Origin of the sequence: Acinetobacter lanii (genome assembly GCF_011578285.1) — a bacterium.
GTDB lineage: Bacteria > Pseudomonadota > Gammaproteobacteria > Pseudomonadales > Moraxellaceae > Acinetobacter > Acinetobacter lanii.
On the sequence record NZ_CP049916.1, the window covers coordinates 835993 to 856243 of the forward strand.

Annotated in this window: 17 protein-coding genes; 6 read left to right on the plus strand and 11 right to left on the minus strand. The window is 41.7% G+C overall.

Annotated features, from left to right (window positions below):
* The first annotated feature begins 105 nt into the window (after positions 1–105).
* On the plus strand, positions 106–1017 hold the full coding sequence (locus G8D99_RS03935; RefSeq protein WP_166322823.1) for a polyprenyl synthetase family protein: 912 nt from the start codon (positions 106–108) through the stop codon (positions 1015–1017).
* Between the two features lie 91 nt (positions 1018–1108).
* Here G8D99_RS03935 and putP read toward each other — a convergent pair whose 3' ends face one another.
* The 5 genes from putP to G8D99_RS03960 all read right to left on the minus strand — a co-directional run bounded on the left by putP (position 1109) and on the right by G8D99_RS03960 (position 6037).
* Positions 1109–2602 (minus strand): sodium/proline symporter PutP, encoded by a 1494-nt coding sequence (putP, locus tag G8D99_RS03940; RefSeq protein ID WP_166322825.1) that lies wholly within the window; start codon positions 2600–2602, stop codon positions 1109–1111.
* Positions 2603–2795: 193 nt separating this feature from the next.
* A complete protein-coding gene (locus G8D99_RS03945; RefSeq protein ID WP_166322827.1) occupies positions 2796–3644 on the minus strand; it encodes an SPFH domain-containing protein in 849 nt (282 codons plus the stop codon).
* Between the two features lie 78 nt (positions 3645–3722).
* Positions 3723–4193: an NfeD family protein gene (locus tag G8D99_RS03950; protein ID WP_166322829.1), complete on the minus strand. Its 471-nt coding sequence runs from the start codon at positions 4191–4193 to the stop codon at positions 3723–3725.
* Positions 4194–4344: 151 nt separating this feature from the next.
* Complete coding sequence (locus G8D99_RS03955; protein ID WP_166322831.1) at positions 4345–5247, minus strand: patatin-like phospholipase family protein; 903 nt, start codon at positions 5245–5247, stop codon at positions 4345–4347.
* A 160-nt stretch (positions 5248–5407) separates the two neighbouring features.
* Positions 5408–6037 (minus strand): lysophospholipid acyltransferase family protein, encoded by a 630-nt coding sequence (locus G8D99_RS03960; RefSeq protein ID WP_166322833.1) that lies wholly within the window; start codon positions 6035–6037, stop codon positions 5408–5410.
* 142 nt (positions 6038–6179) lie between these two features.
* Between G8D99_RS03960 and G8D99_RS03965 the strand changes: the two genes are divergently transcribed.
* Together G8D99_RS03965 and G8D99_RS03970 are read left to right on the plus strand one after the other, a co-directional pair.
* Positions 6180–7475 (plus strand): MFS transporter, encoded by a 1296-nt coding sequence (locus tag G8D99_RS03965; protein ID WP_166322835.1) that lies wholly within the window; start codon positions 6180–6182, stop codon positions 7473–7475.
* A gap of 173 nt (positions 7476–7648) precedes the next feature.
* Positions 7649–8347: an HAD family hydrolase gene (locus G8D99_RS03970; protein WP_166322837.1), complete on the plus strand. Its 699-nt coding sequence runs from the start codon at positions 7649–7651 to the stop codon at positions 8345–8347.
* Positions 8348–8457: 110 nt separating this feature from the next.
* Here the strand turns inward: G8D99_RS03970 and G8D99_RS03975 are convergent, their stop codons facing one another.
* A complete protein-coding gene (locus tag G8D99_RS03975) occupies positions 8458–9645 on the minus strand; it encodes an ammonium transporter (RefSeq protein WP_166322839.1) in 1188 nt (395 codons plus the stop codon).
* 455 nt (positions 9646–10100) lie between these two features.
* A complete protein-coding gene (locus tag G8D99_RS03980; protein ID WP_227554351.1) occupies positions 10101–10658 on the minus strand; it encodes a hypothetical protein in 558 nt (185 codons plus the stop codon).
* Positions 10659–11057: 399 nt separating this feature from the next.
* Between G8D99_RS03980 and G8D99_RS03985 the strand changes: the two genes are divergently transcribed.
* Positions 11058–11963, plus strand: coding sequence for an AEC family transporter (locus G8D99_RS03985; RefSeq protein ID WP_166327502.1), 906 nt, complete (start codon positions 11058–11060; stop codon positions 11961–11963).
* A 47-nt stretch (positions 11964–12010) separates the two neighbouring features.
* Here the strand turns inward: G8D99_RS03985 and G8D99_RS03990 are convergent, their stop codons facing one another.
* Positions 12011–12688, minus strand: a complete 678-nt coding sequence (locus tag G8D99_RS03990; RefSeq protein WP_166322841.1) for a DUF421 domain-containing protein — start codon at positions 12686–12688, stop codon at positions 12011–12013.
* 255 nt (positions 12689–12943) lie between these two features.
* Here G8D99_RS03990 and G8D99_RS03995 point away from each other — a divergent pair, with 255 nt between their 5' ends.
* Positions 12944–13456, plus strand: a complete 513-nt coding sequence (locus G8D99_RS03995) for a hypothetical protein (RefSeq protein WP_166322843.1) — start codon at positions 12944–12946, stop codon at positions 13454–13456.
* Positions 13457–13544: 88 nt separating this feature from the next.
* On the opposite strand, the gene G8D99_RS04000 is transcribed toward G8D99_RS03995, so the two are convergent.
* The 3 genes from G8D99_RS04000 to G8D99_RS04010 form a co-directional block, all read right to left on the minus strand.
* Positions 13545–14885, minus strand: coding sequence for a CitMHS family transporter (locus tag G8D99_RS04000; protein WP_166322845.1), 1341 nt, complete (start codon positions 14883–14885; stop codon positions 13545–13547).
* Positions 14886–15233: 348 nt separating this feature from the next.
* Positions 15234–16553 carry a hemolysin family protein gene (locus G8D99_RS04005; RefSeq protein WP_166322847.1) on the minus strand — a complete coding sequence of 440 codons (1320 nt, stop codon included), beginning with the start codon at positions 16551–16553 and terminating at the stop codon, positions 15234–15236.
* A 125-nt stretch (positions 16554–16678) separates the two neighbouring features.
* Positions 16679–17671 carry a LysR family transcriptional regulator gene (locus G8D99_RS04010; protein ID WP_166322849.1) on the minus strand — a complete coding sequence of 331 codons (993 nt, stop codon included), beginning with the start codon at positions 17669–17671 and terminating at the stop codon, positions 16679–16681.
* Positions 17672–18577: 906 nt separating this feature from the next.
* On the opposite strand from G8D99_RS04010, the gene G8D99_RS04015 reads away from it, so the two are divergent.
* Positions 18578–20179, plus strand: coding sequence for an isocitrate lyase (locus tag G8D99_RS04015; protein ID WP_166322851.1), 1602 nt, complete (start codon positions 18578–18580; stop codon positions 20177–20179).
* Positions 20180–20251: the final 72 nt, after the last annotated feature.

Below are 20251 nucleotides of genomic sequence, written 5' to 3' on the forward strand. Positions count from 1 at the left end.
CAGAGTAGAATGTTGCTGTTGAGCATCGATGATCTATTCAGTGAACATACGATGCTATTCAACTTCAAAACAAGTCGATGTAATTAATGAGATTTAGAGGCGACAGTGACATCCATTCCAAACGTGAATACTGAAATTTTGACCCATGCTCAGCAGCAAATTCAGCAAGATTTAACGATGGCACTCGATGCATTTTCAATGCCTGAGCCTTTAAAAAGTGCGGTCTATCATGCGGTGATGTTAGGCGGCAAGCGTGTCCGTCCTGCGCTGTGCTATGCCACAGCCAATCTCAAGCCGAATCATCCGCATTATGCAGCGGTACGCCGTGCAGCGGTGGCAGTGGAACTGATTCATTGTTACTCATTGGCCCATGATGATTTGCCGTGTATGGACAACGACTTGTTACGTCGTGGTCAACCGACCTGTCATGCAGCTTTTGGTGAAGATACCGCACTGTTGGCCGGGGATATTTTGCAATCCATGGCATTTGAAGTCTTGGGCAGTCGATTGTTTGATACCCAGCACAGTGTCGATTCGCCAATCATATTAAAACAGATGCAAATCTTAGCCACTTCTAGTTCGAAAATGGTCTGTGGTCAAGTCTTGGATATCCAAGCGGAAGGTCAACATGTTGATCAACAAGCTTTAGAGAACATACATCGCAATAAAACCGGCGCTTTGATTCAAGCAGCAATTATGATGGCGGCAGTGACGATTTTTGATGGCACTGATCCTGCGATTCCGCAATTGCGCAAATTTGGTCAAGCCATTGGTTTGGCGTTCCAAGTTCAGGATGACATTTTAGATGTGGTTTCAGATACGCAAACGCTTGGTAAAACCGCAGGTAAAGACGAGCAGGTGGACAAATCGACTTATCCGGCTTTGATGGGTCTAGAACAAGCCAAAGCCTATGCGCAACAATTGCATGATCAAGCTTTTGCAGCATTGGCTTACTTTGCCGATGATGCAGAGCAACTCAGCCAAATTTCTCAATTCTTGTTGTCACGTAAAAGCTAAAGCACTTGATGTGAGAATCTCAGTTTAAAAATGAAGCGCATAAAAAAGAGGACGTGATGTCCTCTTTTTTCATTTTAGATTTGCTTCAGCATTAATGGCTTGATTCTTTATACAAACGATCCGCTTCATCAAAACGCGCAGTCACTTCAGTCGTTGGTGCTGGACCACATAAACTCACCACGACAATGGCAATGAGTGAGCAGATAAAGCCTGGAATAATTTCATATAGACCCGTATCTCCCCACACGTTTTTCCATAGAATGACCATGACAGCGCCTACGACCATCCCTGCCAATGCGCCATTCAAGGTCATACGACGCCAGAATAAAGACAGAATAATCAGTGGACCAAAAGCAGCACCAAAACCTGCCCATGCATAGGCAACTAGTCCTAAAACTTTAGATTCAGGGTTGGATGCAAGCACAATCGCAAGAATCGCAATTAACAGCACCATCAAACGACCAATCCAAACCAATTCTTTTTGTGATGCATTCTTACGAATAAATGATTTGTAAAAATCTTCGGTCAAGGTACTTGAACAGACCAAAAGTTGACAACTTAAAGTACTCATCACCGCAGCCAAAATAGCCGCCAAAACGATACCCGCAATCCAAGGGTTAAACAGGATTTTGGTCAGTTCCATAAATACGGTTTCAGGGTTGGTATTCACCACGCTAGCCAATTGCGGATTATGCTCAAAGTAGGCAATCCCGAAGAAACCTGCTGCAACTGCACCACCTAGACAGAGAATCATCCAAGTCATGCCAATACGGCGCGCATTGGGAATCGATTTCACCGAATCGGCTGCCATAAAGCGTACCAAAATATGCGGTTGACCGAAGTAACCTAAGCCCCATGCCAATAGTGATAAAATTGCAACGGTACTTAAATCGCCAATCACATTAAAGGCTTGAGGACGTGCTGCCTCTAAAGCCAAAGTGACTTGCGACATATCGGCGAAGCTTAAAATCGTCACCACAGGCGTAAGCAGCAATGCAAAAATCATTAAACCCGCTTGAATGGTATCGGTCCAAGACACGGCCAAGAAACCACCGACAAAGACATAACTGATGGTGGCAATCGCACTGATCCAAAGTGCTGCTTCATAGGACATACCAAACATGCTTTCGAACAGTCGTGCACCCGCGACCATACCTGACGCACAATAAATCGCAAAGAAAATCAGGATCACAAATGCAGAGACAATGCGCAGTACTTTCTTTTGGTCATTGAAACGATTGGAGAAATAATCGGGCAGGGTGAGGGCATTGTGTTGGACTTCGGTGTGGACACGCAAACGTCCCGCCACCAACAGCCAGTTCATCCAAGCCCCTAAGATCAGACCAATCGCAATCCACATTTCAGATAGACCTGAAAGATAAATCGCACCGGGTAGCCCCATGAGCAACCAACCGCTCATGTCAGAAGCGCCTGCAGAAAGCGCAGTCACGAAACTACCTAAACGTCGGCCCCCCAAAATATAATCTGAAAAATTTGTGGTTGCACGATAGGCCATTAAACCAATGATCACCATCGCGACTATATAAAATAGAAAAGTGATTAAGGTGGGATTGAGGGAGCTCATACGTTATCCATATTTAGGTGGATTGTAGATTGAAAGGGTCAAATCTAAAATTAAGGCGAAATTTAAACATAATTTAAAAAAAAATGCTGAGAATTTCAGGGGCTTGATCTTAAGAAATGTGAAAGGCAGCCAATTGGCTGCCCTTTCAAGAATAAACTGTGTGCTTTTAAAACACGATAAATACAAGCCGTGTTTAATTTCTGCCCATCACACCACGAATGGTATTCATGATGTCTGCAGGCAAGACCACTGTTTTGGCATTGTTGGATTTTGCCATATCTTGCATGGCTTTGACATATTGTTCACCGAGCAAATAGGCCACAGGAATTTCTTTATCGCCGACAGCATTGGTGACCATTTGAATGGCTTTTTCCGAGGCTTCTGCCAACACCACTTGTGCTTCTGCATCACGGCGTGATGCTTCAAGGCGACCTTCGGCTTCTAAAATCGCGGCTTGTTTTTCACCATCTGCACGGGTGACGGTCGCACGGCGTTGACGTTCGGCAGCCGCTTGCGCTTCCATGGCAGATTGCATGGTACCTGAGGGTTGAATGTCTTGGATTTCAACCGTTTTTAAGGTAATGCCCCAATCGGCAATGTCATCAGAGATCGCCATTTTAAGTTTGGCTTTAATGTGGTCACGAGAGGAGAGCGCATCGTCTAAATCCATCTCACCGACAATTGAACGCAATGACGTTTGCACTAAGTTTTGAATCGCCCAAGTATAGTTTTCAATGCCATAGACCGCTTTAACTGGCGCAGTAATATTGATATACGCTACCGCATTCATGACCAATACCGCATTGTCTCGGGTAATCACTTCTTGAGAAGGAATATCCAACACAATATCTTTGGTGGTGACTTTATAAGCCACTTCGTCGATATACGGAATCACAAAATTCAAACCCGGATTTAAGGTGGTGCGATATTTCCCTAAACGTTGCACAATCCAATTATAACCTTGCGGTACAATACGAACCCCTTTAAAAATGGTAATGCCGACAAAGGCTAAAAAAGCTAAAACAATAATTGAACCAGACATTGCTGTTCCTCTTGATTTTCATTATTCAATCGTGATGAGACGAAATTTTTAGATCTATATCTTTAACAATAAGTTTGCTTATAAAGGCGAAGTGGCATTGTGATGTGGTTGAACCACCAATTGATTGCCCAAAATATCGGTGACCCGAACCCGATCGCCAACCTGTACAGCAGCTAAGGTGCGACAGTCCCATTCATCTGAGCCAAGCAAAGGCATTTGAAAACGCACTTTGACCCGATCATGTTCCAAGGTTTGAATCACCATACCGGTTTGGCCAATGGTGGCTTCACGCGGTAGTCCCGCTTTGGTTCGGTCAATCGATAAAGGCTTGATATATTTAAACCAAAGTAGGGTAAAGCTGATCGACAACACAATCCAACAAATCACTTGCCAGACAAAAGACATGCTTGGAAAAATCCACACCAACATACTGACTACAATGGCTGCCGCGCCAAACCACAGTGCAGCAAAGGCCGGCAACAGCAACTCAGATAAAATCAGCACTATACCCAATACAAACCAATGCCACGGTTCAAAGATAAAATTCATAAAGCGACTCTAATCATTAATCGTTGTTTTGTTGATCAATACATATATCAACTTAATCTAACAGACTTGAGCCAAACTGAATATAAAAAAACCAAATCCATTCATTTTTAAACAGTTTTTTTAGTATTTTCTAAATCCGTATCCTTTATTTTTAAATGCGGGATTTGGGTGCAGGTTTAAAGGCAGCAGGTGATTTCTTAAAATTGGCAATCGCAGTATCAATCGATTTAATTTTCAGTTGTGCCGCTTTTTCACCTTCTAAAATCGCTTCATTGCTGGCTTTTAAATCTAGCGTACCTAAATGTCCAACCTTGGGTTGAATCACCACATGGGCAAGGTTCAATTCATGGTTGATGCTTTGTTGTCCCATGATATTAATGGTCTGATCGAGTAAGCCCCACATGTTCATGCCTTTATCGGACACCGGACGTGCGGAAATATCGACTGCAATTACAATATCTGCGCCCATATCACGCGCGGTTTGCACCGGAATTGGACTGACCAAGCCGCCATCGACATATTTTCTGCCCGCAATGTTGGCAGGAACAAACACATTGGGAATACTACATGAGGCACGTACGGCTTGACCGGCATTGCCTTGAATAAAGTCGGCACGTTTGCCTGTATCTAAACGGGTAGCCACTGCGGCAAAACGAATCGGGAATTGTTCAATGGGTTTATTGGCAATTTGACGATTGACAAAATCTTGCAGTTTTTGCCCCAGTACAATGCCTTGTCGGTTTAGGGTCAAATCTCGAATATCCGACTCTTTTAAATTTTGCGCGATACTTTGTAGTTGATACGGTGTTTTCCCACTGGCATAAATACTGCCGACAAAACTTCCGGCACTGGTACCCGTGACAATTTTGGGTTTAATCCCATGCGACTCTAGAACTTTGATTACACCAATATGGGCAAAGCCTTTGGCACCACCACCGCCCAATGCCACCGCAATAATCGGTTCACGCGCTTTGATGGCACTGGTTTGAGTCTGTGTTTGAGTGGCTTTATCACAGGCGCTGAGACTCAGCGTGAGGAACCCTAGAAGCATCATTTTTTTGTAGGTGACATAAGGTGCATGGCTTTTCTTCTTTTACATCTGTTTATTTTTAAAGGCGAGCATTTAACACTGAACAGCTTTTTTCTTTAGCCATTCAGTGAAGTCAGTATAGTCATGACTACACCAAACGAATTTGATGTAGTTTGAGTCAAGTTTATTGTGTTTGATCGAATAGGGGTCTTAAAGGTTTGGCCAACAGCTCTAAATTCTTAGGAGAAAAATTGCCCTTATAGTGATTTAAAATCGTGGCTAAATCTTTTTCATAATCACCGGTTGGCTGAATATAGCCTAAACAATGAATGGCTTTTTTATCATAATCTAAAGCAAACATCACCACAGGAATGTTGGCACCCATCGCAATATGGTAGAAACCCGTTCGAATTTTTTCAGCACTTTTACGTGTACCTTCAGGGGCAATTGCGATCCAAATCTTATCTTTAGATTGGATCACATCCACAATTTGCTGGGTTAAACCATGTGAAGATGCGCGGTCTACAGGCATGACACCCATCCATTTGAGTAAACCTTTTAAAGGGGTATCAAACAGACTGTCTTTGACAAAAGCGGTGACATCAATTCCTAAGCCCAGCATTGCCATGAAACCGTAGATTCCATCATAATTGGAGGTGTGTGGTGATATAATCGCCACAGCTTTAGGAAGATTGGGAAATTCTCCATCAAAAGTCCAACCTTGTGCACGATATAATCCTTTGAACAGATTGCGGCTGAAGGCTGAACCTCGACGAGGCACTTGATCTGGGAGGGTGGGGAAATGATGTGTCATTTTCAAATTTCTTGCATAAGAACTAAATAATGTGATCGACCCTAATACTTTGATCTATGGATAAAATAAAAAATATGAGGGTTATGTAAAATGTTTCACACTGATCTCAAAATCATCCCACAACATCGGGTATCTTTTCTCAATGTTTAAAACCCCACAACTATATCTGTTATTGTTTTCTTTGTATTGGGCGCAAGGTTTACCTGTGGGTTTTATGACCCATGCTTTGCCGGTGATTTTGCGTGCGCAAGGGGTGTCTTTAACTCATATAGGGGGCTTTGGTTTGTTGATGGCACCGTGGGCAGTTAAAGTATTGTGGGCGCCGTGGGTCGATCGTTTGGGGTATGACCGAATCGGACATTATCGCAGCTGGATTATTCCCACTCAACTTCTAAGCATCGTGATTCTCGTCGTTCTTTCCTTTTTACCCATTGCCTCTTTGAATCAACCGATGTATTTGCTGTGCTTTTTTATCGCACTGTTGTTGATGAATACGGTTGGCGCCACACAGGACATTGCCACCGATGGCTTGGCAGTGAGCATCTTAAAAGGTGAGCAACAACATATTGGGAATATGTTCCAAGTGGTGGGATCAAGACTCGGATTTATTGTCGGGGGAGGTGCAATGCTGTGGTCCTTGGATTGGCTGAATTGGCAAACTACCTTTTTGATTTTGGCAGGGATTGTGTTGATCAATACCATTCCGATTATGTTTTATCGTGAACCCCAACATGCGCAACCCAACACGGTCAAGCTCCCTAGTCAACAACATGCTGAACAGGGGACTTGGATACAGCAAATTCAAAGCTATCTTCGTTATTTTCTAAACAGCAAACTGATGTTGAGTTGGTTGGTCGTCCTATGTGTGATTAAAATCAGTGATGGATTATCAGGTCCGATCATTAAACCGCTATTGGTGGATTTAGGACTCAGTCTGACCCAAATCGGTGTGTATATTACCATGCTCGGTGCTTTTGCCGCATTGGTAGGTGCAGGCTTAGCAAGTTACAGTTTAAGGTTTTTGACTCGAGCGAAAGCATTACTGGTTTTCGCAAGTCTTAAGGTGCTGAGTCTTGCCGGTTTTGCATGGTTGGCACATTTAAATACATTACATTTAAAGGTCGCCCCGTGGCTGATTTATACGATCAATGCTTTAGAAGATATGTTTGCTTCGATGTTCTTGGTGATTATTTTAACTTTAGTCATGCAATACAGTCGGAAAAGTCATGCCGGTACCGATTTCACTTTTCAAGTGTCATTAATGTCCATGGTCAGTGGCGGACTCTATACCTTAAGCGGTATTGCAGGCGATTGGTTGGGCTATCAGCAGTATTTAATCAGTATTTGTGTGCTGGGTGCGCTGTTGCTTATACCGATCGTGTATTGGCTAAAGCTAGAACAAAAAGCTCAGCATCTTGATCAGGCATATGATGAATAAGAGTGGTGAAGGGCGGTGCGATGTGGCATTTTAAATCTGAGTTATGGTATTTCCAATAGTGATTCATTGGAGCATTTTCAGCTTACTAAACAAGTGAGTACAAATCCGCATATAGAATCTTCGCTGAGCTTGCTAAACTGATTTGCATTCAATTTTGACCCGATGGAACACACATGCAGGCGGTACTTTTTGATTTAGACAATACCTTGACTCATCGTGATCAGAGTGTCCAAGCCTACAGTCTTCATTTGTTGCAGAGCTTTGATACGGCATTAAATTCCAATGATGAACGTCAATATCAAAAGACTCTAGAGATTATTCGCCGTATTGATAATGGTGGATACCCAAAAAAACAATTACTGACTCATCCAAGTATTGCCGGTTCCGTCGCCAACGCTTTGATTGAGGAACTAGATTGGGCAACCACACCTGAACTTGAAGAATTGACAGAGTTTTGGTTTGCACAATTTGGTTTATCTGCAGTGGCCATGCCGGGGGCAGAAGATTTACTACAGCAGCTTAAAAACACAGGTTATCGTCTTGCCGTGATTTCCAATGGTGGACATACGACACGTCTGAAAATTTTAGAGGGTTTAGGATTTACCCCGTATTTTGATGCGATCTTTAGTTCTGAATCTGTGGGGATCGCCAAACCCAACGCTGAAATTTTCTTACACAGTTGTCAGCAGCTTGGGGTTGAACCTCAACAGTGTCTGTATATTGGCGATCATCCAGTAAATGACTATCTAGGTGCTACTCAAGCAGGATTGAATGCATTATTGCTGAGCGGTTTTCATAATACGGATGCCTTATATCAAAAGACTGAAATCAAAATGATTCACGCTTTAGATGAAGTGTGGAAGCATCTTTAAGGTTTTGTCTCGCCTTTATGCAATTCTCATCTGTTCTTTTTTACAGTCCTCTATTAAAAGCAGAGGACTGATTTGAAATTAAGCATATAACGGATTCGTTAAAACAAAGCCTAAAACATTGCATCTTCAGAATTGGCTGAAATTTTATGAATCGACAAATCTGCACCACGGTATTCATCTTCTTGGCTTAAGCGAATCCCAATGCTGGCTTTTAAACCGCCGTAAACGATGAAGCCACCTGCAGCAGCAACCAAAATCGCAAAACCTGTTCCAAAGATTTGCGACAGTATCGAAACACCGCCTAAACCGCCCAAATAGCTCTGACCAAATAGTCCAACGGCAATGCCACCAAAAGCACCGCATACGCCATGTAAAGGCCAAACGCCCAGTACATCATCGACTTTGAGTTTGTTTTGGGTATAGGTAAACAGTTTTACAAATAAAAAGCCTGCAATGGCACCAATCACTAAAGCACCAATCGGATGCACAATATCTGAACCTGCACAGATCGCGACTAAGCCTGCAAGTGGGCCATTGTGCAAGAACCCGGGGTCTTCTTTACCGAAGAAATTGGCTGCAATGGTGCCACCGACCATTGCCATGAGCGAATTCATCGCCACTAAACCTGAGATCGCATCGAGGCGTTGTGCGCTCATCACGTTAAAGCCGAACCAACCGACAATGAGAATCCATGAACCTAAGGCCAAAAAGGGGATTGAAGAGGGTGGATGTGCGCTGACACGACCATCTTTTTTATAACGACCATGACGTGCGCCGAGTAAAATCACCGCCACTAACGCAATCCAACCGCCCATCGCATGCACCACCACCGAACCGGCAAAGTCATGGAAACTTGCACCAAAATGCACTTCTAACCATTTTTGCATGCCGAAATTGCCATTCCATGCAATCCCTTCAAAAAATGGATAAACCAAAGCCACCAAAAATAGGGTTGCAATCGCTTGTGAACGCATTTTGGCACGCTCTGCAATGCCACCTGAAATAATCGCGGGTATCGCAGCAGCAAAAGTCAGTAAAAAGAAACAGCGCATCAGGTTATAACCATGATCAGCCATTAACACGGCGCCGCTATGGAAAAAGTGCTGACCATAAGAAATGTAATAGCCGACAAAGAAATAGGCGATAGCTGAAATTGAAAAGTCGGTGAGAATTTTACTCAGCGCATTGACTTGGTTTTTATGGCGTACCGTACCGAGTTCTAAAAAAGCAAAACCGGCATGCATCGCCAAAACCAGAATTGCACCTAAAAGGAGAAAAAGTAAGTCTATATTTTGCATAATGTATCTTTATAGTGCTGTGGGTCGCAATTTTTGATCAGTATAACCATAGATGTGTGCAATGAATGCACTATGGAACCTAGGAAATAATGATCAATATTGTTGAAACATGATCAAGACTCGATATAAAGCAAAGCACTGCACCAATTTGGAAATGTTGGGTATTTATGGTGCATTGTGAAATTAAGTTAAAATACTAGGCCTTTGAAAATATTCATATTTTATTTTGAAAGCTTTTGTGTATTGATGTTAATCGTAAAATTGGAGCAAAGCGCGCTTAAGTTTTTTATTTGTAGTTGCACTGATTGTGTTGTATTGAGTTGTTCGATTGAGCAGCGATTACTTTAATTTGAATGCACTGATCGATGACTTTTTTAGCAAGAGATGAACAGTTTATTTAAGATCAAACTGATTTGCTCAACACGCTAACAGTCACCATAAAACTTTTACGCGCTTTAAATGCCTTTGTTCACACAGGGTTTGCCTTTAAATTGCTGACGATTTTTGGCAAATTTTTTGCCATCCCAACTATAGACGGTGTGGCATTGGCTTGGCGTTTGAATTTCAATCTCAGGCCAACCATGACGTCCAACGGTTTTGAGAAACAGCGGTTCACCTGGGCTATTCAAGATCCGAGTCCATTTGCCTGTAGCCTGTTTGGTTATCAGATGAAAACCTACACCAGTGCTGCCGTAGCACGCTGTTCCTCCATCACGAATAATGGCATCAGGTCGTCCATCGCCATTCAAATCACGTACAAAAGGAATATGTCCAAAACTGCATTTTCCGCGCCAAGCGCCACTGACATTTTTAAAGCCTGCTGCGGCGAAAATCTCTGCCTGCTCTGGAAATGAAATCGTGGCATGTGCTAGGTGTGAGCTGAAACCCAAAGCAATCGTTGCTGTGCTGATTAAAAGCTTTTTTGAAATATATATTTTTCCTGATTTATATATGTATCGGCATCCGAGCAATACAGCATGTCTCCAAATGCCTCTAAATGTTAAATTTTCCATAATCTTTATTATTTTGTTGATATAAGTCTCATTTTATAAAAATGATGAACAATATCAAGTTGAATATGTAATACCTCCAATTGAGGGCGTTCCTCTAGATTTAATGGCTTAACTAAAGTCTAAATCGAGCAAATGAAGCTAAAGATGTGTGTAAAATAGCCATTGGATTTCTGATCGTGCAGTATGGGAGCGTATCATTATTCACAGTAAGTCGTTGTTCTCACGCAACTAAACGATCGTTGAAAAACACCATCCGTCAGGCCAGTTTTCAGCCAAGCAGTAGATTGAAAGCTATGCTGATGAAAATTGTCAAAGACTTAAAGTTGAGAACGGATTAAATTGATATGTATAAACGGTTCAATCGGCGCTGGCTGTGTTGAATGAGATAGGCTCATGGCTATGCACAGTATTTTGTTGTCGTTGTTCCCTTTAATTGCATTGATCTTAAGTGGCTATGTGTTAAAGCGCACAGCATTTTTAAATGACGGATTTTGGGCGGGTGCTGAAAAGCTGAATTATTATGTGCTGTTTCCCGCGATGTTATTTGGCAATTTGGCTGCAGCGGATATCCATTTCGCTATGGTTAAGTCGATTGTCATGATGCTTAGCATCATGTTACTGATGCTGATGCTGGTCTTATATGGCCTAAAGGTCATTCTCAATATCCGACCTGCACGATTTGGCGTGATGGTGCAAAGCAATATTCGTTTTAATACGTATATGGGCTTAGCCATTGTGGCAGCCTTGTTTCAACAGCAAGGCATGACCCTATTTGCTATTCTTCTGGCGGTGAGCATTCCCGTGGTCAATGTTCTTTCCGTACTTGCCTTTACTGAAAAAGACGGCATGAAGCTGAACACCATTCTGCTGTCCTTGCTAAAAAATCCCTTGATCATGTCTTGTATCGTTGGAATTGCATTTAATCTATCCGAATTAAAATTATGGCAAGGCGCACATGCGTATTTACAGCAATTTGCACTGTGTAGTTTGCCTTTGGGGTTAATGTGTGTTGGCGCGGCTTTGCAGTTTTTAGCACTGAAAAAAGATCTGATGCCTTTAGTTATTAATACTTTTTCTCGGTTAATGGTGATTCCACTGATTGCCTTATTGATTGTGAAATGGCTAGGATTCACTGAACTCCAAACCCAAGTTTTTGTGCTGTATTTTGCCTTGCCGACCGCATCGGCATCTTATATTTTAAGCAAAGTCTTGGGGGGAGACAGTCAACTGATGGCAGGGATAATCAGTTTGCAAACCCTCTGTGCAGCAGTGACTTTGCCAATTATCTTATCCTTTATGTTATGAAAACTTGAATCGGATAAGCGCTGTATTTTCCAAATATTTCCTCATGTTTAGGTCAATCGAGCGGTATTGATTGCAACTGCCCATGTTTTGCATTCACAGCGTGTACAGGCTTGTCTTGCTTGTTGAATGTTTTGCACATGCCCACAATAACTGCAGGCGTAATGTGCATCAGGTTCTATGTGCTTGACGATGGAACAAGCTTCAGGAAACAGCGGCAGCCCATATTTCACTTCTTCATTGGGATAAAACAAAATACTGAGTTTGCCATCACTTTCTAGCAATGCCACCCGTATTTGACCCAAGTGTTCAGTATTCTGTTGACGCATTTCTGCAAAGAATTCATCTTGGGAATATTTCCCTTTTTTGACATCTTCTAACACCAATTCACCCGCTTTGACAATGTATAAGGGTTTACCTTCGAGCAGATCTTCAAAGGCTTGGTTCTTCATCATTAACCACGTGGTCAAACGATATAGGGTAATAATACAGGCCATCACCACAAAGGCTTGCACCAAGGGCAGATCTTCAGTAAACATTGGATCGCCTGCCACTGAACCGAGCGATAAAATAATCGCCACTTCAAAAATCGACAGTTGCCGAATGCCGCGTTTACCTGTCAGCCTTAAAAACAGAATGATCATGGCAAACATCATCACACAGCGGACTAAGATTTCGCCTAAAAAAGCCCATGTGGTGTCATGTATAAAAATATCTGCAAAATCCATTGCCCATGCTCTTGTTGTTGTATGATTTTTAAATTAGCAATTTTATACATCTAGTCTATTGTTTTATATACAGAGATTTGCAAGTTCCTGTATCAAAACCTTGTAATGGATACGTCAGAAATTCACGATGCTATTTTCAGAACACGATAAGATCGGTTTGATTCAAGACGCTGTTTCAAACGTCGATATTTTAATCCTGATTTAAATGCCAATTTATGCGAAAATAGCGCTTTATATTTTTGTCTAAGGACTCCCATGACTGATCATTCTCCTGAATCTTTAAGCGATATCGAAATTTTAGACGTTTTACAGTCGATGAAAAGCGATGAGCTCGATGTTGAAGCGAAAGAAATGATTCGTCAGGGTGGTAAAGCAGGTCGTCAAGAAGCGCATAAACAAGCTTTGGTGGCATTGCATAATTCGTTTGAAGAGAAGTTTGTTGAAGCTGTGGCTTTGGCATTGGGGCTCAACGAAGGTCAGGCGAAAAAAATTCGCTATAAAAAAGACCGTGTTCGTATTTTAAAAGTGCGTGGTATTGATTACCTTGCCATTGATGGTGCTGAAACTGCACAAGTCTTATCACAAGTGGCACAAGCCATTGTTCGTGAAGATGCAACAGTAACCCGTGATTTACACAATATTTTCCCATTCTGGAAAGAAGGCTGGCCAATGGTGCAGTTTGATAATGCCTATGCGATTTTGTCTGAAGACATCGCGATTCATTACCAAGCGACTTTAGACAAGTTATTGCAATTGTATGGTCGTTAATCTAGATCGATTCAATCATTGATTGAAGCTCAAGCCAGTAAAGAAAGCACCCTGAGGTGCTTTTTTTAGATCAAACTTTTGGGTTGATTTAGCCCAATGTGGAATAAAACGGAAATACGCCCACAATCAACGCTGTGGCTAACATAAATAAGCAAGTAATAATCGCCCATTTAATGGTGAACTTCTGATGGTGACCCAGTTCAATGCCTGCCAAACCGCAGAGTAAATAGGTTGAAGGCACCAAGGGCGAAAGTAAGTGCACCGGTTGACCGACAATCGAAGCCCGTGCCATTTCCACCGGCGTGATGCCATAATTGGCTGCTGCTTCAGAAAGAATGGGTAACACGCCGTAGTAGAAAGCATCATTTGACATAAAGAAGGTCAGTGGCATACTGATCACTGCAGTGATGGGTGCCAAGAAAGGCCCCATACTTTCAGGAATGATCGCGACCAATTCTTTGGACATGGCATCGACCATGCCTGTACCAGACAAAATACCGGTAAAAATACCCGCCGCAAAAATAATCCCGACCACGTTTAAGGCACTGCCTGCATGATGCGCCACCAAACTCTTTTGCATGTCCAAATCTTTATAATTCACCACCAATGCAATACACAGTGCGATCATAAACAACACTGACATGGGTAAAATTTCTTTCACTAAACACACCATCAATACTATGGTCAGTAGGGCATTAAACCATCTTAAATGTGCTCGATTGGCTTCAGGGTTATTTGAGATTTGAATGCTGTTACCGTGACTGACATCGAGCTCAATAATACCGACACGTTTACGTTCCATTTTGCCGTAGATATAACCGAGGAAATACAACCAACCAATTGAAGCGAGCATTGGAATGACCATCGGGACAAACACTGCACTTGGATCAACATGCAAGGCACTCGCGGCACGAGCAGTCGGGCCACCCCAAGGGGTCAGATTCATAATCCCACTGGCAAGCATCATCAAACATGCCATCACCAAAGGGCTCATGCCTAAGCGTTTATACAGCGGGAGCATAGCAGCGACACAGATCATATAGGTGGTTGAACCATCACCATCGAGTGACACAATAATCGTGAGAGTAATGGTGCCGAGCGTGACTTTAAGCGGGTCACCTTTGACCATTTTTAAAATCCATTTCACCGATGGATCAAATAAACCGGTGTCGATCATAATCGCGAAATACAAAATTGCAAAAAGCAACATCACACCCGTCGGTGCCAGTTTTTTAACACCATCGAGCATCATTTCACCGAGTTTAGCGATCTCGATATGACTTAAACTTTCAAAGTAGAAACCTAAACCGTAAGCAATTAAAGCAAAAACAACGGGAATTAAAGTCAGTGCAACGAGGGCACTCATTCGTCGGGACATGATTAAGTACATGAAGCACAAAATCATGCCGAGACCTAAAAGGGTCAGCATGTTTCAATCCTTTGAAGAAATCAAAAATAATTTTTATGGTGTTACCCATTGATCTTATAAGCTTTTGTAGAAGCCCAAAAGACTGTTTAAAAAATAGAAAATCCTGCGCTATTGATTAAAAAAATACTATTAGGAAATCAGATTGTTATAAAAAATGTGAAGATTAAAGTTGTTTGAATTGTGAGCTGATTGGCGCTTTTCTGCAGAAAAAGAGATTCATGGGATGAATTTTCTATTCGTTTCCAAGATAAAAACTAGAAGTTTCACTCGTATTTTTACAGCCAAAAAAACCTCATCTAAAGATGAGGTTTTTTTAAGGTTTATTTTGGAAAAGTGTACTGAAACAGATTACTCATTGCTTGCTTCTGGATCTGCTTCTTCAAGCAGACGAGTCACCAACAATTGGTCAATTTTAAAATGATCCACATCGACCACTTCAAATTTATAGCCACCAAAAATCACGGTATCGGCAGGGCGAGGAATCTTACGTAGTTTGTACATCATAAAACCGGCCACAGTTTCATAATTTTCATCATCCGGCATTTCATCAATCGCCAGCGCATGTTTTAAGTCTTCGATTGGGGTGCTGCCATCAATCAGCCATGAATTGGCATCACGTTTAATGATTTGTACATCTTCGTCCGTCGGTGTGACCCAATCTCCCATCACGGTGATCATAATGTCTGACAAGGTAATGACCCCAACTACCAAGGCATATTCATTAAAAACAACAGCAAATTTTTCTTTGCTTGAACGGAAGCGGTCTAGCAGTTCAGATAAGGTTAAGGTATCTGGAATGGTCAAGACATTACGAATCGTACTTTCATTCAATTGCAGTAAAGATTGGTTCTTTAAGATACGGACCAAAATGTCTTTGGCATCGACATAGCCAATCACATTATCAATACTATCACTGCAGACTAGAAATTTTGAATAAGGATACTGTGCTAATTTTTGGCGAATACTTTCTTCTGATTCATTCAAAGTAAAATAGACCACGTTTTCACGAGTGGTCATACTTGAAGGGACGTTACGTTCTTCAAGTTCAAATACATTTTCAATGAAATGATGCTCTTGCTTTTGCAGGACACCGGCTTGTGCACCTGCATCCATGACTGCAGAAATATCATCAAAGGTAATATTGTCATCACGTGTGGTATTCACATTGAAAAAACGGAACAGCAAATTGGCAATCAGGTTAATGAACCATGCCAATGGACGACAAATGGCAATGAAGATTTGTACGGGGTGAATCACCGAAATTGAAATTTTTTCAGGAGCGATCATGGCCAAGCGTTTTGGCATGAGGTCGGCAAATAAAATGAAAAGTGAAGTCACTAAAGTAAAGGACAGGGCAAAGCTAATATTTTCAGCCCATGGGCCCGAGTAGAAACGTGTAACCATTTCATAGAAGTAAGGGCGAAAAGCACCTTCACCTAAAATACCGCCCAAGATGGCAACGGCGTTTAAACCAATTTGAGATGCTGCAAAAAAATTGGCTGAATTTTCTTGAAGATCTAAGACTTTTTGTGCGCGGTCATCTCCCGATTCAGCTAAAATTTTTAATTTAACTTTACGTGATCCAGCCAGAGCAATCTCACTTAATGATAAGAAGCCGGCTCCAGTAATCAAAAGGATCATAATCACGATATTCTGAAAGAGACTCACAAAACACCTTTAAATTGAAATTATTATGAAAGTTTTAACACAAAAATAAGCAAGGTAGTGAATATATCCACTACCTTCATAATATAACGCTTTCTTTACGAATGTAAAAATGAATTCGTGGCAGATTAAAACTGAGGAAAATGCGTATTGTTATTGGATAAGAATTCGCGATTTTCTTCTTCAATCATTTGACGAGCCACATACAAAATCAGCTGTCTTAACCAACGATGTGCAGGGTGATGATGCAATAACGGACACCATGCCATTTTTAGTTCAAATTCAGGAATATAAAACGGTGGATCTTTAATCACTAAGTTTTGACTTTTGGCTTGTAAGCGACCAATACGTGAAGGCAAGGTGGCAATCAGGTCAACATTGGATGCCAATAAGCCCGGCATTTGATAGTGACGGGTAAACACTGAAATCTTACGTTTTTGCCCAATACGTTCTAAAGCCTGATCAATCCAACCGAGTCCGGCTTGTTTTTCAGGATTCACTCCAAAGCCCACACCCATACCTGTTTTAGACACCCAAATATGTTGTGCATCTAAATAGCTTTTGAGGTTGAGGTTATTCACCGCAGGATGTTTTTGATTGAGCAAACAAGAGAAGCTGTCACGCCACACCAACACCTGATGGAAACTTTGCGGAATTTCATTAAAGCGGTTAATGGCTAAATCGACTTTGCCTTGTTCCATATCCCGATAAGACACATCACTTGGCGTTAAAAAATCTAAAACCACATTCGGTGCTTCTGAACGCAATGCTTTAACCAAGCGAGGCACCAAAGTTGCTTCAGCGTAGTCTGAGGTCATGATGCGGAACACGCGAGTTGAGGTATAAGGTCTAAACTCAGTCCGTGGTTCTAAAATCACGGACAAATCAGAGAGCGCGTCACGAATACGAGGTTGCAACTCAAGTGCACGTTCTGTTGGCGTCATACCCTCAGAAGAACGAATTAAGAGCGGATCATTAAATAAGTTACGCAGACGTCGGAGAATGTTACTCATCGCAGGCTGGGTGACACCGAGTTGTTCAGCAGCACGCGTTACATTTTTTTCACGTAAAAGTACGTCAAGGTAAATTAAGAGATTGAGATCAACCCGCTCCAGATTCATAAAAAAAATACCGAATATATATTTTTGAAATCGTTTGAATTATGCCATAAGCAACAGCCGTTGTGTATGCGGTTGCTGAAAAATGCATCAAATTTTAGCAGTCATCGGAATTAACATTTAATTCCCCACACTTTTACTGGGATTGAAGATGATTTTACTAAAATTATTTTTCAGATCATGCTGTTAAAAGACATCTTTACTTTTGATCAGCATCTAACTGCTTTTTAGTTCCTTTACGGCGACGCATTATAACTGAGACCGATTGATCTTGTGCAAGGTTTGGCTGCTAAAGATTATGATTCGATCATTCTGGTTAAATGGATATAAAAAACAGGCTGAAAATAAAATCGGAAACGAATTCTGATGTTGTATTGACGTTCATTCATCGTCAGATCAGCAAAGACTCTTTTTCTTTTAGGTACTGTAAAGCACATGACTATTTTCGGTTTAACCAATGCTCAGTCAGTCATTTCATCTGATGCATTCATTGAGCGGCAATTTACAATAAATATTTTGTTTAAAATAATTCCTCTTAAAATGTTTTCGTTCAGCTTAAAAATAGCCTTTTAAAGGGGGAAATGAGTGATTTTCGCTAGTTGTAAATTGATCAAGACTTAAGTCTAAGGCGTGGAAATTGCAAAAATCGTGTCAAAATTAAGCATTTTAAATAATTTATAAACTATATAAATCAAGAGCTTATAAAATAACATATGTATTATAATACGACTTTGATCTATGTATTTTTTAAATAAATATCGAAAATCAGTGCAGGATATTGGATTAATTTGATCAGCCCATCTACTCTAGCTTCATAGCAACGAACTGCTCTAAATCTAAACAAATCATTAGAGGGTGTGATTTTAGGCAGCGTTGTAGAAAAATCCTAAAATTATGAAGGAAGATATCATGACTACATACCAAACAGCGATTGATGCAATCCGCGAATTAAAAGCTAAATTCGGCAACACTTGGGCAGACATCAGTCCTGAAGATGCGGCGCGTATGCAAATCCAAAACCGTTTCAAAACTGGTTTAGACATTGCAAAATACACAGCGGCAATTATGCGTCGTGATATGGCAGCTTATGATGCTGACTCTAGCAAATACACTCAATCATTGGGTTGCTGGCACGGTTTCATTGCACAACAAAAAATGATTGCGAACAAAAAATACTTCGGTACAACTGAACGTCGCTATATCTACTTATCTGGTTGGATGGTTGCAGCACTTCGTTCTGAATTTGGTCCACTTCCTGACCAATCTATGCACGAAAAAACATCTGTACCTGCATTGATCGAAGAAATCTACACATTCTTACGTCAAGCAGATGCGAAAGAATTAAACGACTTGTTCCGTGCGCTTAAAAAAGCAAACGAAGCAGGCGATACGGCTAAAGCAGCTGAAATCACGTCTCAAATCGATAACTTCCAAACTCACGTTGTGCCAATTATTGCGGACATCGACGCTGGTTTTGGTAACGAAGAAGCAACTTACCTTTTAGCTAAGAAGATGATCGAAGCGGGTGCATGTGCACTTCAAATCGAAAACCAAGTGTCTGATGCGAAACAATGTGGTCACCAAGCAGGTAAAGTCACCGTTCCACACGAAGACTTCATCGCTAAAATCCATGCATTACGTTATGCATTCTTAGAAATGGGTCTTGAAGACGGTATCATCGTTGCGCGTACTGACTCTGAAGGCGCTGACTTGACTCAAAAAATCCCAGTGGTTAAAGAGCCAGGCGACATCGCTTCTCAATACATCAGCTACTTAGACACCACTGAAATCGACATTTCAGAAGCGCAAGAAGATGAAATCCTGATCAAACGTGATGGTAAACTTCACCGTCCAAAACGTCTTGCTTCTGGCTTGTACCAATTCCGTGAAGGCACGCAAATCGACCGCGTTGTACTTGACTGTGTAACTTCACTTCAAAACGGTGCTGACTTACTTTGGATCGAAACTGCAACACCAAACGTTGCTGAAATCGCTCACATGGTGAATCGTGTTAAAGAAACCATTCCAAACGCGAAACTTGTTTATAACAACTCACCGTCATTCAACTGGACGTTGAACTTCCGTCAACAAGCGTACGATCGTTGGGTTGCTGAAGGTAAAGACGTGTCTGCTTACGACCGTGCTAAATTGATGAGCGCTGAGTACGATGAAACTGAATTGGCTGCTGAAGCTGATGAGAAAGTACGTACATTCCAAGCAGATGCTGCGCGTGAAGCGGGTGTGTTCCATCACTTGATCACACTTCCGACTTATCACACTGCTGCACTTTCTACGCATGAACTTGCTCAAGGTTACTTCGGTTCTGAAGGTATGTTGGCTTATGTTGCTGGCGTACAACGTAAAGAAATCCGCGGTACGATCGCTTGTGTGAAACACCAAGCAATGGCGGGTTCTGACATCGGTGATGATCACAAAGAAATCTTCGCGGGTGACAACGCGCTTAAAGCGGGTGACGATGCGAAAAACACAATGAACCAATTTGGTGGTTAATCCTCACAAATGATTCAAAAAAACCCTGCGCAAGCAGGGTTTTTTTATGGCGCTATACTTTTAAGTCATTGA